This window comes from Pseudomonas sp. CFBP 5748 (assembly GCF_053850495.1).
This window is the reverse complement of sequence record NZ_JBSPTN010000009.1, coordinates 134,280-149,538: the sequence shown is the minus strand read 5'-3', so window position 1 is coordinate 149,538 and position 15,259 is coordinate 134,280. Positions and strand designations below refer to the sequence as shown.

General features: G+C 61.2%; 16 protein-coding genes. 10 read left to right on the top strand and 6 right to left on the bottom strand.

The features are described 5' to 3' along the window. Position 1 precedes the first annotated feature (1 nt). From ACWNZ1_RS21070 to ACWNZ1_RS21030, 9 genes are all read left to right on the top strand, one after another. Positions 2–1,621, top strand: a complete 1,620-nt coding sequence (locus ACWNZ1_RS21070; RefSeq protein WP_280944429.1) for a DUF2300 domain-containing protein — start codon at positions 2–4, stop codon at positions 1,619–1,621. 3 nt (positions 1,622–1,624) lie between these two features. Next, entirely contained in the window at positions 1,625–2,440 is an 816-nt protein-coding gene (locus ACWNZ1_RS21065) for a YfaP family protein (RefSeq protein WP_135847384.1), read from the top strand. Between the two features lie 342 nt (positions 2,441–2,782). After that, positions 2,783–3,364, top strand: coding sequence for a YjfI family protein (locus tag ACWNZ1_RS21060; protein WP_092258175.1), 582 nt, complete (start codon positions 2,783–2,785; stop codon positions 3,362–3,364). Positions 3,365–3,386: 22 nt separating this feature from the next. After that, positions 3,387–4,085 (top strand): PspA/IM30 family protein, encoded by a 699-nt coding sequence (locus tag ACWNZ1_RS21055; RefSeq protein ID WP_003185899.1) that lies wholly within the window; start codon positions 3,387–3,389, stop codon positions 4,083–4,085. 265 nt (positions 4,086–4,350) lie between these two features. After that, the gene (locus tag ACWNZ1_RS21050) at positions 4,351–5,385 is read left to right on the top strand and encodes an ion channel (protein ID WP_280944427.1); all 1,035 of its coding nucleotides are present in this window, start codon (positions 4,351–4,353) and stop codon (positions 5,383–5,385) included. After that, complete coding sequence (locus ACWNZ1_RS21045; protein WP_135847382.1) at positions 5,372–6,040, top strand: DUF2491 family protein; 669 nt, start codon at positions 5,372–5,374, stop codon at positions 6,038–6,040. The genes ACWNZ1_RS21050 and ACWNZ1_RS21045 overlap by 14 nt, the downstream gene beginning before the upstream one ends. Before the next feature lie 15 nt (positions 6,041–6,055). Further along, complete coding sequence (locus ACWNZ1_RS21040; RefSeq protein ID WP_135847381.1) at positions 6,056–6,484, top strand: DUF350 domain-containing protein; 429 nt, start codon at positions 6,056–6,058, stop codon at positions 6,482–6,484. Positions 6,485–6,503: 19 nt separating this feature from the next. Beyond that, the gene (locus ACWNZ1_RS21035) at positions 6,504–7,208 is read left to right on the top strand and encodes a DUF1190 domain-containing protein (protein ID WP_135847380.1); all 705 of its coding nucleotides are present in this window, start codon (positions 6,504–6,506) and stop codon (positions 7,206–7,208) included. A gap of 12 nt (positions 7,209–7,220) precedes the next feature. Further along, on the top strand, positions 7,221–8,378 hold the full coding sequence (locus ACWNZ1_RS21030) for a glutathionylspermidine synthase family protein (protein WP_456027874.1): 1,158 nt from the start codon (positions 7,221–7,223) through the stop codon (positions 8,376–8,378). Positions 8,379–8,465: 87 nt separating this feature from the next. Here the strand turns inward: ACWNZ1_RS21030 and ACWNZ1_RS21025 are convergent, their stop codons facing one another. Genes ACWNZ1_RS21025 through ACWNZ1_RS21000 form a run of 6 tightly spaced genes read right to left on the bottom strand, consistent with a single transcriptional unit; the run spans position 8,466 to position 14,210 of the window. Further along, positions 8,466–9,398, bottom strand: a complete 933-nt coding sequence (locus tag ACWNZ1_RS21025) for a phosphatidate cytidylyltransferase (RefSeq protein ID WP_135847378.1) — start codon at positions 9,396–9,398, stop codon at positions 8,466–8,468. Between the two features lies 1 nt (position 9,399). Next, a complete protein-coding gene (locus tag ACWNZ1_RS21020) occupies positions 9,400–10,020 on the bottom strand; it encodes a lysophospholipid acyltransferase family protein (protein WP_456027873.1) in 621 nt (206 codons plus the stop codon). Positions 10,021–10,029: 9 nt separating this feature from the next. Beyond that, positions 10,030–10,485 (bottom strand): hypothetical protein, encoded by a 456-nt coding sequence (locus tag ACWNZ1_RS21015; protein ID WP_135847376.1) that lies wholly within the window; start codon positions 10,483–10,485, stop codon positions 10,030–10,032. Next, positions 10,475–11,818: a phosphatase PAP2/dual specificity phosphatase family protein gene (locus tag ACWNZ1_RS21010; RefSeq protein ID WP_256453816.1), complete on the bottom strand. Its 1,344-nt coding sequence runs from the start codon at positions 11,816–11,818 to the stop codon at positions 10,475–10,477. Before ACWNZ1_RS21010 ends, ACWNZ1_RS21015 begins: the two co-directional genes overlap by 11 nt. Further along, positions 11,818–13,575 (bottom strand): bifunctional alpha/beta hydrolase/class I SAM-dependent methyltransferase, encoded by a 1,758-nt coding sequence (locus ACWNZ1_RS21005; RefSeq protein ID WP_456027872.1) that lies wholly within the window; start codon positions 13,573–13,575, stop codon positions 11,818–11,820. The genes ACWNZ1_RS21010 and ACWNZ1_RS21005 overlap by 1 nt, the downstream gene beginning before the upstream one ends. 11 nt (positions 13,576–13,586) lie before the next feature. Then, the gene (locus ACWNZ1_RS21000; RefSeq protein ID WP_456027871.1) at positions 13,587–14,210 is read right to left on the bottom strand and encodes a CDP-alcohol phosphatidyltransferase family protein; all 624 of its coding nucleotides are present in this window, start codon (positions 14,208–14,210) and stop codon (positions 13,587–13,589) included. A 403-nt stretch (positions 14,211–14,613) separates the two neighbouring features. Here ACWNZ1_RS21000 and ACWNZ1_RS20995 point away from each other — a divergent pair, with 403 nt between their 5' ends. Continuing rightward, positions 14,614–15,072, top strand: a complete 459-nt coding sequence (locus tag ACWNZ1_RS20995) for a GNAT family N-acetyltransferase (RefSeq protein ID WP_280944426.1) — start codon at positions 14,614–14,616, stop codon at positions 15,070–15,072. Positions 15,073–15,259: the final 187 nt, after the last annotated feature.

The window sequence follows — 15,259 nt, the reverse complement described above, 5'->3', positions numbered from 1 at the left end:
CATGCGCAGGCCGTGGGTTGGCTGGCTGTTGTGCTTGATCCCTGCGCTGGCAACAGCGCAGGACGAGCCGCTGCGCCTGGCTTTCGACGGTCAGTTGCTGCGAGTCAGCCAGACCCAGGTGCTGGATCGTCAGCCACTGCCTGATGCCTTGCAGGCGCCGCTGGGCAGCCTGTGGAAGCTGTTTGTCTACGCCTGGCTGGTGGACACCAACGCCCGCGAGCCGGTTTACGAGTGTCGCGGCGAATCGAAGGAAGAGGTCTATTGCTGCAATGCCGGGCAGAGCATCGGTCGCGATCAGGCCCTGGTGAAATCCTGCGGCTTGTACTTCGAACCGCAGCGGCTCGGGCTTTCGGCCTCGGACTGGCGCGACTACTGGCAAACCCGCCAGGCGCCGGCGTGGCTGTCGGACTTGCCCGCCTTGCAACCTCAACAGCAGGTGCCTGTCGCGCAATTGCTCAAGGCCCTGGCAACGTTGCCGGCCCAGGACCAGGCCCGTCGGGTGCTGCTGGACGTGGTGCTCAACGCGGCGGACGGGCGACTGGTCGGCGAGTTGGGCAGCCGCCTGCGGGTCAAGACCTGGAGCTGGCTGGGTGACCAGGGGCCCTCGTCGCGCCAGGGCGGTTTCGCCGGTTGGCTGGCTGACGGCACACCGGTGTGGGCCGGTGGGCGCGGCACCAGCCAGCAGGTCTTGAAGGTGTATGGCGATGGCTTGGCGACGGCATTGCCATCGCGCTGGCCGGCGGAAACCGGGCGGTGTGTGGAAGTCGGCCTGTTTGCCCGTTATCCCTGGCAACGGGTGATGGCGGGCGACCGGCCAGCCACGCCGGGTCAACTGCGCGGCGACTACCGCGTTGAATTCAGCAACGGTAACCAGTTGGATATCCACAGCGACGGCGAGCTGTTCCTGATGCCCGGCAAGCTGGTGGCACGACTGGACCGGGAAGAGTACGTCGCCCGGGTCCTGCAACGGGAGGCCAAGGCTGAGCCCGTCGAGGCCGCCAAGGCCTTGGCCGTGGCGGCCCGCACCTACCTGCTGCAAAACGCTCAACGCAACGGCGACTGCCTGAGCATCGACGACAGCAGCCATCGCCAACGCGTCGCCCCGCGCCCAGCGGCGCCCGAAACCCGCGCCATTGCCGCCTGGACCAGCGATCTGGTGCTGGCCGGCACCGATGTCACCTACCACTCCGACCAGGCCGGCCCGGACAAATTGTCCTGGGCCCAAGCCGTGGAGCAAGCCAACGCCGGCCAACGCTACGACACCATTCTGCTGCATGCCTACCCGCGCGCCAGCCTCAGCCGCTGGGACAACCCGGTGGCGTCCTGCGAAGCACTGCCGGCTGCCCAGGACTGGTTGCTGAAACAGCGGCGCGGCTGGCGCTCGCGGCTGGAAAGCGAAGTGGGCTACAACGAAATCAGTGCTTTCGCAGTGTGCCGTGTGGCGTTCGGCCGACCTTATGTCGACCGCGAGCGCCAGCGCATCTATGTGCGCGGCGTGCTGTCGCTGCAAGACCGCCTTGACCTGACTCATGAATATTTGCACCTGGCCTTCGAAGCTCACCCCAACGGCCAGGACGAAAACTATATCGAAGGGCTCGCCCGTCACCTCTTGCTGGAATAGACCATGACACTCCGTTATCCACAGGTCTTGCTGTTGCTCTGCGCCTTGACCGCGTTGCCACCGGCCATGGCCGCCGACCACATCAAGCTCGACACCCCGATCGGCGGCTGGCGCAGCGGTGCGCCGGGCGGTGAAGGCGAAAGTTTCAGCCAGACCGTCAACTACCCGGCTTCGTCGGTCAACACGCCCCCAGGCCAGGCCAGCACCGCCCGAATCACCGGCCAGATCAAAGGCGCACCCAAGGAAGGCAGCGAGCCAGGCAAACTCATCATCAACGGCGTGACCCTGCCATTGAAGCTTGACTCGGAGGGCCGCTTCGACCGGCCGTTTTCGTTCCCCAATGGCAGCAACAGCGTCGAAGTGCGCAGCCCCGACGGCCAGCAGCGCCATCGCACGCAATTTCTCAACACCAGCGGCGGTGCCACCCCGGCCAAGCTGCGGGTGCTGCTGACCTGGGACAGCGACGGCACCGACCTGGACTTGCACCTCATCACCCCGGACGGCGCGCACATCTGGTACGGCGACCGCGTCGTCCCCAACGGTGCGGCCCTCGACGTCGACGTCACCACCGGCTACGGCCCGGAAATCATCGCCATGCCCGCGCCGATCAAAGGCCAGTACCTGGTGTATGTGAACTACTACGGCGGCGGTTATCGCAGTGATGAAGACGGCGAGGAACAAGCGCAACAAGCCCTGACCACGGCACAAATCAGCGTGATCACCGAAGAAGGCACGCCGAGCGAGAAGATGGAAACCTTCGTGGTGCCGATGCGGACGGCGGGGGAGTTGATGTTGGTTAAGAGTTTTAGTTACCCGTAAGACGCCATCGGAAATACTTCAACCTAGGGAAGATCCTGTGGGAGCGAGCTTGCTCGCGATTGCGGTGGCACATTCAGCATCTACGTACCTGATACACCGCTATCGCGAGCAAGCTCGCTCCCACCAGAGGTCATCAGTTGCCCCGAAAAAAATCTCACGCGTGAGCTATTGTGGGGTTTAGAAAGTACCTGTAGTGTTTCTCACGCGTGAGTTTTTCACAGTGGGGTCAGCACCATGCAAACCAGCTCTCCATCGGATCCGCCAGGCGGGCCTGATGATGATTCAGCGAGCAGCAAGGGAGAGCGCTCCAAACCCGCCGCGAAAAAACCATCGAGCTTCTACATGAAGCAGATGCGCGCCGGCCTGAGTGCCGCCGGGTATGTGAAACATGAAACTTGGGTGCTTCCTGAAAACCGAAGCCTGCTCAAGCAGATGGAGAAACAGCTACGCCAACCGATTCTGGCTGGCTCATTCATGTCGGAGAATTACATGAGCGCAGGTAACAACTGGAACATCGATCGCCTCTACAGCGCCCTCCAGGCCCTGGACGAAGTGGTTGCCAACGACATCACCCTTTCCCTCGTTCAAGGCTCGGAGTCCAGCATCAAGCTGGAAATGAACGACTTCGGTGGCTTGCCGATTTACATCGCGGTAGTGGGTGACCAGATCATCGTCGACACCGTTCTGGTGGACGTCGAGTCGATCAGCGACGTCGCGGCATTCAACGACGCCGTGCTGCGCAGCCGGGAAATGTTCCCGCTGTCGTCCATCGGCATCGAGACCATGCCCAACGGGCAGGTGGTCTACAACATGTTCGGTGCATTGAGCTCCGATTCCAGCCTGACCAACGTCGTGACTGAGGTCAAAACCCTCGTCGACAACGTCCAGCGCGCCAGCGAAGCCTTCGAACGCTTCTTCATCTAATTCGCCGAACAGGAACTATCCAATGACTCAGTCCATCTGGAGCAAATTGTTCACCGCCTTGCGTGGCGGTGCCAACGAAGTCGGCGAATCGATCGTCGACCAACAGGCCCTGCGCATCCTCGACCAGGAAATTCGCGACGCCGACAGCGCGCTGGCCAACGCCAAGCGTGAGCTGGTTACCATCATGGCCAAGCACAAGCTGGCGACTGATCGCGTCGGCGAATACAACGCCAAGATCAAGGACCTGGAAGCCAAGGCCCTGGCCGCGATCCAGGCCAACCGCGAAGACCTGGCGCTGGAAGTGGCCGAAGCCATTTCGACCCTGACCAACGAACTGGACGCCGAGCAAAAGCACGCGACCGAATTCGGCGGTTACGCGGACAACATGCGCAAAGACATCACCAAGGCCGAAAGCCGCATCAAGAGCCTGCGCCAGCAAGTGGACATGGCCAAGGCCCGCGAAAGCGTGCAGAAGGCCCAGGTCAGTGCTTCGATCGCCAGCGGCGGCGCCAATGGCAAGCTGGAAACCGCCGTCGGTACCCTGAACCGTCTGCAAGCCAAGCAACAGCAGCGTGCGGCTGAACTGCAAGCCCAGGACGAGCTGGCCGAGGCTTCGACCGGCTCGGACCTGGAGCGCAAACTGCGCGACGCCGGCATCACGCCGAACGAAGGCAGCGCCAATGCGATTCTGGAACGCCTGAAGAAAAAATCGGCTGAGTAATCGGGCGGGGCGCAAGCCAGGCACAGACTTTGTGACGAGGGGATAAACCCCCTCGCCACAGGTTTTGTGTTCACAGGTTTTGTGTTCGGCTTCAAGTTTTGTGTCTTAGTCCTGTTTTCCCGAAAAAACCCGGATTTATTGTCACCAAAGCACTTCTATCCAAGCCCCGCAGCAGGTTTAATGCTGCCCGGTAACCGCACGCGATCACTCAGATATCAGCGCGATTACCTCTCCAGGAACAAAGCCCCACGGAGTCAGGGACGAAATGTCGATTTTCCTATTGTTGCGCACGTACGCTTCGTCCTTCTTCCATCGTTTCGGCTGGGCGGGCCTGGCCATTGCGTTGGGCGTGCACCTGGCCACGGCCTGGATCGGCCTGGTGCTGTTGGGCGAGCAACACTTGATTGCCGCCGCCACATTTACCTACTTCTATCTCACCACCACGCTCACCGTCGGCTACGGCGATCTCGCGCCTCAGACAGCGGCGGGACGAATTTTCGTGGCCACCTGGGTCATGCTCGGGGGCATTGCGCTGCTGACGGCAGCCATCGGCAAAACCACCAGCAGCGTCATCGATGTATGGAGAAAAGGCATGAAGGGCAAAGGCGATTTCACCGGCAAGGTCGGCCACACCGTTCTCATCGGCTGGGAGGGCGCCTCCAGCGAGCGGGTCATCGAATTGCTGCTGCAGGACGAAACGTCGAATGACAACCTGATCGTCATCTGCGATTGCGATCTTGAAGAAAACCCAATGCCGGGCAAGGCGACGTTCATCAAAGGCGAAAGCCTGTCCTCTGTGGCACTGTTGCAGCGTGCCGGCGTACCCGGCGCCGAGCGCGTCCTGGTGCGAACCCACTCCGACGACATGACCCTGGCCACCGTGCTGGCGGTCAATCAACTGGGCCCAACCGGGCATGTGGTCGCCCACTTCAATGACAGTGAGATCGCCGCCCTTGCCAGCGCCTATGCGCCGACCCTGGAGTGCACCTCCAGCATGGCCATCGAAATGTTGGTGCGCGCCTCCCAGGATCCCGGCTCGTCAGTGGTCATCAATGAATTGCTCTGCGTGGGCCAAGGCGCCACTCAATACCTGATGAAACTGCCCGAGGCGTTTGAAGCCACATTTGGCGATCTCTACGCGCGGATGAAAGAACAGCACAACGCTACACTCATCGGCTACCGCGCCAAAGGCGCCCGACACCCGTCGATCAACCCGCCCGGCACCACGCGCGTCGAGGGCGGTGAGCTCTTCTACATCGCCGCCACGCGTCTCAAGGAAATCACCCATGGGATGGTTTAAACAGTTGATGGGGCTTGAGGCCCCGAACTCGAACAAGCACTCGACCGCCAGCAATAGCCTGCCCATCAGTGGGCCGCTGGGCCTGGCATCCGGCAAAGGGGTCATGTTCGACGCCACGCTGAAGTTGTTGCTCGATGGCAACAGCACCGTGGTCATCCCCGGTTCCCAGCAGATCTGGAGCATGGGCGTCGTCGACCTCGGACAGTCGAGCTGGTTGTCGCGCTATTACATGAACGACGAAGACTACTGGCTGCAAGTGCACACCAGCGGCGACGTCGCCGGACAGGTCGAGTCGGTGATCCTGTTCAACTACCTCAGCTACGTCACCCTCAACAGTGAAGCGGAATTGCGCCGGCTGGCCGGCCCTGAAAGCCTGATCGGCCTGCCGACCTACACCCACAACGGTGTCGAGTACACCCGCGAATGGGGCACCGAGGCGGGCCAGACCGAACTGGTGGCGTTGAGCGAACGCGTGAGTAATCCGGATGAGTCCTACAGCGTCGAGCACCGTTCGATGCTGTATGCCCGCGACACCGGCCTGACGGACCGCCGGGAGTTCCTGTTGTTCTCCGTTGAAGAGGACGCCGAAGGCACTGTCAGCCTGAGCACTTCGCTGGGTATTTCGCTGTACACCACTGACCTGAACACTCTTTGAATAAGGAAGAAGTCCATGCTTGAAGCGCTCTCCATTTCCCTGAACAAGGCCGCCGTGTTCGGCTTCGTTTTGTACATCCTCGGCGCCGCCGTGCTGTTCGCCCTGTTCCAGTTCATCTACATCCATGTCACGCCGCACAAAGAGTTCGAACTGATCCGCTCGGGCAACGTGGCTGCGGCCATCGCCCTGAGCGGTGCCCTTATCGGTTTCGCCATTCCGGCCAGCAACGTGATTGCCTATTCGATCAGCATGCTGGACTTCGTCGTCTGGGCGGTGATCGCCGCTGTCGTCCAGTTGCTGGCGTTCCTGGTCACCAGCCTGGTGCTCAAGGGCGCTTCCGCGCGTATCAAGAACGGTGAAATCGCCGCCGGTATCTACATCGCCGCCGTGGCCATCAGCGTCGGCATGTTGAACGCCGCGTGCATGACGCCTACCACGAACTGATTGCGCCACGGAGAACCCGATGAAACGAAGCAAGTACGTTCAGCTTTCGCTGGCCGCGTCGGTCGCCATGGCGATATCAGGCTGCGGGCCGACGGAAAAAACCTACGAGTTGAAAAAGAAGTACAACTTCCAGTCCGTGCAGCAATGCGTCGATGAAAAGCTGCCGGTAGACATTTGTGCTGACGCCTACATGACTGCCATGACCGAGCATCGTCGCATTGCGCCGGTGTATGACAACCAGGCCGATTGCGATGCCGATTTTGTCCCCGATTGGTGCCAGCAGGACTCCGCCGGCAAGTTCATCCCCAAGCTGGGTGGTTTCGAACTGAGCGCCGAGGGCGAGGTCACGCAGTCCGAAGTGGACGCGGCCAAGGCCCAATTGCCGGCCTCGGAAGCGATGAGTTCCGGTGGAGGTTTCAGCAACCTGCTGACTGGACTGCTGATCGGCAACATGCTGAGCAGCAACCGCAACAGCTATTTCTCCGAGCCGGTCTACCGTTACCGCGATGATCGTGGCAGCTTCGGCTCCTCCACGCTCAGCCAGCGGGTGTCGACAGGCTCGACGTTCACCAAATCCAACCAGGCGCGATACGGCAGCTACACCGACTCCATCAAGTCCAGCAGCAAGCCGATGTCCGTTGCCTCATCCACCTCCCGTGGCGGCTTCGGCAGCAAGTCCAGCGCCCGCAGCGGTTGGGGCGGTTCGAGCAGCTCCGGCGGTTGAGGAACCAGCGCCATGAAGAAAATCCATTGCGCCGAACGTCATGACTGGAAACAGACGGCCGAGCATCTCGGCTTTCTGTTCCACACCATCGACGGCGAACCCTATTGGGACGAGCGCGCGTACTACCAGTTCACGCTCAAGCAGATCGAGAACGACCTGGAAGACCCGACCACTGAGATCCATGACATGTGCATGGACCTGGTGGCCCGGGTGGTGCAGAGCGAAGAATTGCTGGAGCGCCTGAGCATTCCCGCGCCGTTCTTCGACCTGGTGCGCACTTCATGGCTCGAAGGCCACCCGCACTTGTATGGGCGCATGGATTTCTCCTACAACGGCACGGGCCCTGCCAAGCTGCTGGAGCTCAACTACGACACGCCGACCAGCCTGTACGAGGCGGCGGCGTTCCAGTGGGGTTGGCTGGAGCAGTGCATCGAGCGCGGCTTGTTGCCCAAGCATGCTGACCAGTTCAACAGCATCGACACTAAGCTGCACCAGGCCTTTGCCCAGTTGCAGCTCAAGGAGCCGTTTTATTTCGCCTCGATGAAAGGCTCGGTGGAAGACAAGGGCACCACGGACTACTTGCGGTTGATCGCGGAGAAAGTCGGTATCGAATCGCGGCACATCGATATCGAGGACATCGGTCTCAACAGTGAAGGACGTTTCGTCGATCTGGAAGAGCGCTGGATTCCGCACCTGTTCAAGCTGCATGCCTGGGAGTTCATCTTCCATGAGCCCTTCGGCGCAGCGATTGCCGAGTGCGATACGCAGTTTTTCGAGCCAGCCTGGAAGTCGATCATCTCCAACAAAGGCATCCTGCCGTTGCTGTGGGAGTTCAACAAAGGTCACCCGAACCTGCTCGCGGCCCACCTGGACACTGAGCCGGGCAACGCCGTGCCCAAGGGCTGGGTGCGCAAGCCGTTCTTTTCCCGGGAAGGCGCCAACATCGAGCTGCAAACCGCGGATGGCCTGATCGTCAAAGAAGATGGCCCCTACACCGACGCGCCGTTCATCCTCCAGGAATTCGCGCCATTGCCGAAGTTTGACGACAGCTACACGCTGATCGGTTCCTGGGTCATCGGCGACCAGGCGGCGGGCATTGGCGTGCGGGAAGACAACAGCTTGATCACCAAGGATTCGAGCCGGTTCTTGCCGCATCTGATCCTTGACTGATTGCCTGCACACAGCTGTGGGTTAAGCACTGAACCCCTGTGGGAGCGAGCTTGCTCCCACAGGTTTAGGTGTTCGCCACAGACTTTCTCAGGTCCACCAGTACCGCACCAGGTGGAAGAAAATCGGCGCAGCGAAGCACACCGAGTCCAATCGGTCGAGCATGCCGCCGTGGCCTTCGATCATGTGGCCCCAGTCCTTCACACCGCGGTCGCGCTTGATCGCCGACATGACGATGCCACCGGCAAAGCCCAGCAGGTTGATCAGCAAGGCGATAAGGAACGACTGCCACGGATTGAACGGCGTGATCCACCACAGCGCGCCACCGATCAGCGAGGCCAGGAAAATGCCGCCGACAAAGCCCTCCACGGTTTTTGAGGGCGACAGGTTCGGCGCGATTTTGTGTTTGCCGAACAACTTGCCGCACACGTACTGCAGCACATCCGACAGCTGCACCACGATCACCAGGTAAGCGATCAGCAACAGGTTGCGCCCTTCAAAACCGGCGATATCCAGCGTCAGCAAGGCTGGGACGAAGGAGATGCAGAACACTGCGATCATCAAGCCCCACTGGACCTTGGAAGCGCGCTCCAAAAAGTGCGTGCTGTCGCCGCCCAGGGACGCCAGGATCGGCAGCAGCAGGAACACATACACCGGGATGAAGATCGAAAACAGGCCGTACCAGTCGTAGTAGATCAGCAGGTATTGCAGCGGCAGCGCCAGGTAGAACGCCGCCACCAACGCCGGATAGTCACTGCGCCGGGTCGGTGTCAGGGTCAGGAACTCGCGCAAGGCGTAGAACGACACGGCGTAGAACAACAAGATCACTGCCGCGTTGCCGAGCCAGAACGCAATGCCGATCACCAGCACCATGATCCACCAGGCGTTGATCCGGGCGTTGAGGTTTTCGATGACCGAGTTCGGCGCGCCTTTGGTGCGCAGCTTGAGAATGAAACCAACCAGCGAAGCCAGCAGCAGAATCGCGCCGATCCCGCCAAACAACATCAGGGTATATCGATCCATGTCAGACGTGCTCCGGGGCCAGTGCCAGCAGCGCAGCGCGGCTGCGTTCAAGAAATTGCTCTTTGCTTTCACCTTCTTCGATGCACAGCGGCGCGCCGAAACTGGTGGTGCATAACAGCGGCAGAGGCAAGACCCGTCCTTTGGGCATGACGCGGTTGAGGTTGGCGATCCACACCGGGATCACCTCGACCTCGGGATGAGCTTTCATCAAGTGGTAGATCCCGCTCTTGAACGGCAGCAAGCCTTCCTCCGGATTGCGCGTGCCCTCGGGAAAAATGATCAGCGAATCGCCGTTCTCCAGGGCATCGAGCATCGGCTGCAAGGGGCTGTATGAAGGATCCTTGCGCTCGCGGTCCACCAGCACGCCGTTGAACACCCGGTTGATTATGTAGCGCCGCACTGGGCTGGTTTGCCAGTAATCGGCGCCCGCGACCGGCCGGGTCAGCTTGCGCAGCGCTGGCGGTAGCGAAGCCCAGAGCAACACGAAGTCACCGTGGCTGCTGTGGTTGGCGAAGTAGATCCGTTGCACCTGCGTCGGCGCGCAGCCGAGCCACAGGCTGCGAGCGCCCGTGACCATGCGGGCGGCGGAGGTGATGAGGTTAGCGACTACGGGTTCGAACATGAGGATTCCTTATCCTGAAAAGGCTAGCCAGGGGCTGGCCAGGATGAAGCCCAGCGTCAAGACAACTTGTGCGGCCAGCAGCCGCGATTGCCGGCGCAGCAGCAACAACGCGCCATGCCGGCGTTCAGTCCAGAGGCGGCCGGCGCGTTCGGCCGGTTGCAGGCCAAGCGAAGTGAGGGCTTGATCCAATGTGTAGGTGCGCTCGGCCAGGGATTGGCTGCTGTCAGCCATGCGCTGAAACAGATCGGCATCGAATGCCACGCGCAACGCCCAGTATTTTTCCAGCAAACCGAGAACAAACAGCACGGCGCTCAACAGCAGCAGCCACGGATCGATAACCCCCACCAACCACTGCCCCAACCCGAGCAGCACCGCCAGCAGCGTCAGCCCGGTGGACAGCTGATCCAGCGATTGACCGCGACGCAACAGGCTCGCCACGGTGTGCAGTTCCATATCAGTGATCATGGACATTCTCCCGGCTTGTGGATAACGGCTCCAACGCCCGACGATGTGCTGCATGCAAGACAATGTGCGGGCGGGCGCGCTGGATTTGTACGATAGCCGCATCAACACTCGCCGCCCGACCACTGTGCAACAACCAGGCGACCACCGCCGTGGCACTACGCGAATAACCCAAGGCGCAGCAGACCAGCACCGGGCCCTGCTGACGCAGGTTTTCAATAAGCTGTGCAGCCCTCAGGCACTGCTCGGGCGTCGGCGCCGTCAAATCGAGCACCGGCAACGAGCGATAAGCAACACCCGTGCTGTCGATGGACAATTCGGCGCAGAGATCGAGCACCCCGCGAAACGCGCTGTCCTTCAGCTCCATCGGCGTGGGAATGCGCCCGAGCCAGACGCCATCCGCCACCTGATCCGGCTGCGGATGCTGGCGCGTCCACCAACGGGAATTGATCCACGCCGCCGCCAGATAAGGCGCCAGCAACCAACGCGCCGCCGGGCTCAGCCGACCGTCTTCACGCTTCTGAAACCCACTCGCGTCAAACACCAGGTAATTCAGCGCCACCAACAGCACCGCCACCGCCGGCCAGATCAACCAGAGCCACGCGCCGCCAAAGGCAAACGCCAACGTGAAAAACGCCGCAGCCCCTAAACCATAGCGCAACGCTAATTGCAGGCGAGTACGGTCCGACGTCAGACGGGCAGTTTTCAGCGGACTCGGCCGATCCAACGGCCACAACCACACACACAACCACCCGGCCAACGCACCCGTGGGCAGGTCAATGAAGTGATGTTGATAAGTGGTCAGCACCGACACACCAATCAGCGCAAACCAACCGTGCATCAGCCAACGCCAGAACCCCTGCAGATGCCGCTGATAACAAACCCACAGCACCACCAGCAACGCAATGTGCAGCGACGGCGCCTGATTGAATGGCTTGTCGAACCCCGCCAGCACCTCGAACAACCAACCGAACACCCCGTCCATTTCTGGCCGGGGGAAGGTAAAGCGCAGCGGCCAGAGCAAAAAGCAACTGACCGCAATCACCTGGGCCGTGAGCAGGCGCAGGGCGTGGCGCTTGAGTTCGGCGCGGCTGGTGGGCAACAGCAGGGACAGGCCGTACAGCAGATCGATCGACCAATACGGCACGATGGTCCAGGCCATGAACGGCATCTGGCTTTCCCAGGCGAACACCAGCGTGCCGACGTCGTCACGCTGGGAGGTGACCCAGGTGGCGAAGCCATAGGTGCTGAAAAACAGCGGTGCCAACAGCAGTAACCAGAGCACCGCCGGTTTCAGCAGACCGGTCTCGCGGGCCGGGGCGATGACGGCGCTCATTACTGCACTCGCTGGGCCAGCGAAACGCTGAAGATGCCCCATTCATCGACCCGCAGGGTGATCTTGCGGAAGCCCGCCGCCTCAACCAGTTGATCCATCTCCGCCTGCGTGCGCCGACGCATCACCCAGGCCTGTCCAGCACGGTGGCTGGTGAGGGCGCGGGCGATCAGTTCCAACTGTGGGTGCCACGGCTGGCCGGTGTAGATCAGGAAACCACCCGGCTCCACCGCTTCGGCCAAACCGGCGAGGGAGCCGCCGACCATCTGGTTATCGGCAAACAGCTCATACAAACCGGACACCACGGCGAGGGTCGGTTTTGGCTGCAGCGCCGCCAGATCCTGGCGATCAAAGGCATCACCTTTGACGAACCGGGCGATATCGCCCAAGCCTTTTTCAACGATCAGCGCACTGCCGTCGCGCACGTTGATGTCGCTGTAGTCGCGCAGCAGGATCGACTCGGGCAACGGGCTGACGCCTTGCAGCGCTTCGAGAATGTAGCGGCCATGGCCGGCGGCGATGTCGACGATGCGCACCTCGCGGTCCTGTTCGCGCAACTTGCCCATGGCCAGGCGCAGCAGCTCCTCGACGTTCAATTTGCGCTGGCGAATACCGCGCCAGCCGATGGAGTTCAGGTAGTTCTGGTCAATCATTTTGCCCACGGCCGAGGTGCCAGTGGGGCGATTGCGGTAGACGTAATCCAGGGTGCTGCCGGAGTCGAACCCGGTGTCGAAGCCCAACTTCACACCCGCGGACAATTTACTGCCAAAGCGCATGCTGGCGCGGGTCATGCGCCAGTAAAGGTCACGCAACGAGTTGTGCGGCAGCGGCGTCGCCAGGGTTTCGGCTTCGGCGCAGGTCACGCCCAGGCGATCGGCGTCCAGCAGGGACGGGCGCTCCAGTGGGCGGGCGAAGTTTTGCAGGATGAAGCGCCGGACACTGGCAATGGCCGGCGCGCGGTTCTTCTCGCCGAGGGTGTCGTGGAAGAACCCCGGCAGGATGTGCTTCTCCTTGTGCAAACTGCCCAGGCGATCGAAGAACTGCTCCTGGGGTTTGCGGTGCACGACAAAGTCCGAACCGGAGATCAATAGCTGCGTCGGCACCTGGATCGCCTGGGCATCGGCCACCACGCGGTCGGCGGCTTCGTACAGGCCCAGCAGCACGTTCACCGAAATCGCCTTGGTGATCAGCGGGTCGCTGTCGTAGGACGCCACGCGCTCGGGGTCATGGCTGAGGAACTTCGCCTTGACGTAGCTGTTGACGAAAAAGTTGCCGCGAAACTTGCGCATCAGCGCCAGGCCGGAGCGAGCGAACGGCACGTAGAGCTTGACCTTGAACGCCGGCGACGCCAGCACCAGCGAACGAATGCGCGGCGCGTAATCGTGGACCCACGTGGACGCGATCACCGCCCCGACGCTTTGCGCGACCACGGCGATGTTCGCCTCGTCGATCTGATGCGTCGCGCCGATGTGGTCGCAGAAGGTCTGCACATCCCGTGCACTGGTGGCAAAACTCGGGCTGTCGCCACGAGCACCCGGCGACTGGCCATGGCCTCGTGCGTCCCAGGCGAAAAAGTCGAAGCCGGGCAAATTCAGCTCATCCACCAGGTGCGCAATGCGCCCGGAGTGTTCATGACCACGGTGAAACAACAACACAGCTTGGCGGGGTTCGCCCGCCGCCGCATCGACAGCCGGCCAGTGCCGGTAGAACAATTCCACGCCATCGTGGGTGGTGAACGTCAGTTCCTGGGCTTCGCGCATTGCAAGTTCCTTTATGCTGAGGGAGCGTTTTCCTTCACTTGGCTCAGGCCATGACGGACCCGATTGACCAAGGTATAAACCAGCAGGGCGGCAACCACCGCCATCACACCATCAACCCACAGCGCCCCGAGCCAACCCAGGGCAATACCGGTCGCCAACACGCCCAACACAAAGGCGCGATCACTCTTGCCCATCGGCCCGTCATAGCGCCGCGACGCCCCGACCATCGCCCCCAGCACGCCTGCGTATTCGCTGAACAACGCCAACAGCGTGACCAACAACACGAGCAACAGACTGGCATCGGGAATCAGGGCAAAAGGCAGGATCAGGGCAGCGTCGGCGATGATATCGCATAGCTCATTGAGGTAGGCGCCCAGATGCGATTGCTGACCAAACTCCCGCGCCAACATGCCATCCACGGCGTTCAACGCCATGCGCAGGAACATCCAGACCGGCACCAGGACGAAGATCCACGGATGGCTGGCGAACCACGCGATCACCGCACCGACCAAGACTGAAACGATGCCTGCGAGCACCGTGACTTGGTTGGCGGTGACGCCGTTGTTGTAAAGGCGTTGAACCAGGGGGCGCAGCAGGTTTTGGAAGGCAGGCTTGAGTTGGTAGATGGAGGGCATCGGGGTGAGATCTCGGCCGGTTGCGGGGCAGGGGCTTATACAGGTGCGAGATTACGATAGGTTGAGGGCTTGCTGGCGGGTATTTCTTGAGAATGAGTGCGGGTAGGCATCTAAAACGAAATTACCTGCGCAAAAAACAACCAATGTGGGAGCGGGCTTGCTCGCGAATGCGGGGTTTCAGTCAACATCCATGGTGGCTGGTCTACCGCATTCGCGAGCAAGCCCGCTCCCACAGGTTCTGTGTTTCAACTGATTCACATTGGCCGATGCCACGGAAGTGGTTGGTGGTGTGTCCATTCAGGATCAATCTACGAAAATCCTGCTCGCGATAGCGGCACACCAGAACAGGCCGGCAGCCTGCTGACCCGCCAACCCTCTCCAGGACAAATAAGGAGTGTTTCAAATGCCGCAAATGGATTGGCTCGCTAACCACATGGATAAATGCGACCAGATGGCCGAGTGGCTCCATCGCGAATTCAGTTATGAATTTGCCCAGCAATCCCTCGCCAGCTGGCAGCAGGAGTTCGCCGCAGGGCAGCGCGATGGGCGCTGGAAGTGCCTGATCGCCATGGAACACGGCCAGTTGCTCGGTGGTGCTTCACTGGCCAGTCACGACCTGCCGGACCGGCCAGAGCTGGGGCCTTGGTTGGCTTGCGTGCTCGTCGCCCCCAGTGCCCGACGCAGAGGGCTTGCGGCGCAGTTGATCGAAGGCATCTGCAGCCATGCGCGGGAGGTGGGAATCATCACCCTGTTCTTGCACACCCACAGCCAGCGTGATTATTACGCCAGGCTGGGTTGGGAAGTGCTGGAGCGGTTTGAGGCTTGGGGGAAGGAGCAGTGGCTTATGGCGCGGTGTTTATAGTTCGGGTGTCGTTTTGGTAGGGGAGTGCGGTGTGTCAGTCAGCATCAAGGGTGGCTGACCCACCGCATTCGCGAGCAAGCCCGCTCCCACAGGTTTGTCGGTGATTTACCGGTCGCTACTTCGCATTCAGCCATTAAAAAAAGCAGCCCTTTGGCACCGATAACATCGTTTCTCGGGCGTGCGGCTT

Bases quoted from the DNA above. Each gene is read 5' to 3' on its own strand.
- ACWNZ1_RS21070 (WP_280944429.1), top strand. From the start codon at position 2: ATGCGCAGGCCGTGGGTTGGCTGGCTGTTGTGCTTGATCCCTGCGCTG.
- ACWNZ1_RS21065 (WP_135847384.1), top strand. From the start codon at position 1,625: ATGACACTCCGTTATCCACAGGTCTTGCTGTTGCTCTGCGCCTTGACC.
- ACWNZ1_RS21060 (WP_092258175.1), top strand. From the start codon at position 2,783: ATGAAGCAGATGCGCGCCGGCCTGAGTGCCGCCGGGTATGTGAAACAT.
- ACWNZ1_RS21055 (WP_003185899.1), top strand. From the start codon at position 3,387: ATGACTCAGTCCATCTGGAGCAAATTGTTCACCGCCTTGCGTGGCGGT.
- ACWNZ1_RS21050 (WP_280944427.1), top strand. From the start codon at position 4,351: ATGTCGATTTTCCTATTGTTGCGCACGTACGCTTCGTCCTTCTTCCAT.
- ACWNZ1_RS21045 (WP_135847382.1), top strand. From the start codon at position 5,372: ATGGGATGGTTTAAACAGTTGATGGGGCTTGAGGCCCCGAACTCGAAC.
- ACWNZ1_RS21040 (WP_135847381.1), top strand. From the start codon at position 6,056: ATGCTTGAAGCGCTCTCCATTTCCCTGAACAAGGCCGCCGTGTTCGGC.
- ACWNZ1_RS21035 (WP_135847380.1), top strand. From the start codon at position 6,504: ATGAAACGAAGCAAGTACGTTCAGCTTTCGCTGGCCGCGTCGGTCGCC.
- ACWNZ1_RS21030 (WP_456027874.1), top strand. From the start codon at position 7,221: ATGAAGAAAATCCATTGCGCCGAACGTCATGACTGGAAACAGACGGCC.
- ACWNZ1_RS21025 (WP_135847378.1), bottom strand. From the start codon at position 9,398: ATGGATCGATATACCCTGATGTTGTTTGGCGGGATCGGCGCGATTCTG.
- ACWNZ1_RS21020 (WP_456027873.1), bottom strand. From the start codon at position 10,020: ATGTTCGAACCCGTAGTCGCTAACCTCATCACCTCCGCCGCCCGCATG.
- ACWNZ1_RS21015 (WP_135847376.1), bottom strand. From the start codon at position 10,485: ATGATCACTGATATGGAACTGCACACCGTGGCGAGCCTGTTGCGTCGC.
- ACWNZ1_RS21010 (WP_256453816.1), bottom strand. From the start codon at position 11,818: ATGAGCGCCGTCATCGCCCCGGCCCGCGAGACCGGTCTGCTGAAACCG.
- ACWNZ1_RS21005 (WP_456027872.1), bottom strand. From the start codon at position 13,575: ATGCGCGAAGCCCAGGAACTGACGTTCACCACCCACGATGGCGTGGAA.
- ACWNZ1_RS21000 (WP_456027871.1), bottom strand. From the start codon at position 14,210: ATGCCCTCCATCTACCAACTCAAGCCTGCCTTCCAAAACCTGCTGCGC.
- ACWNZ1_RS20995 (WP_280944426.1), top strand. From the start codon at position 14,614: ATGCCGCAAATGGATTGGCTCGCTAACCACATGGATAAATGCGACCAG.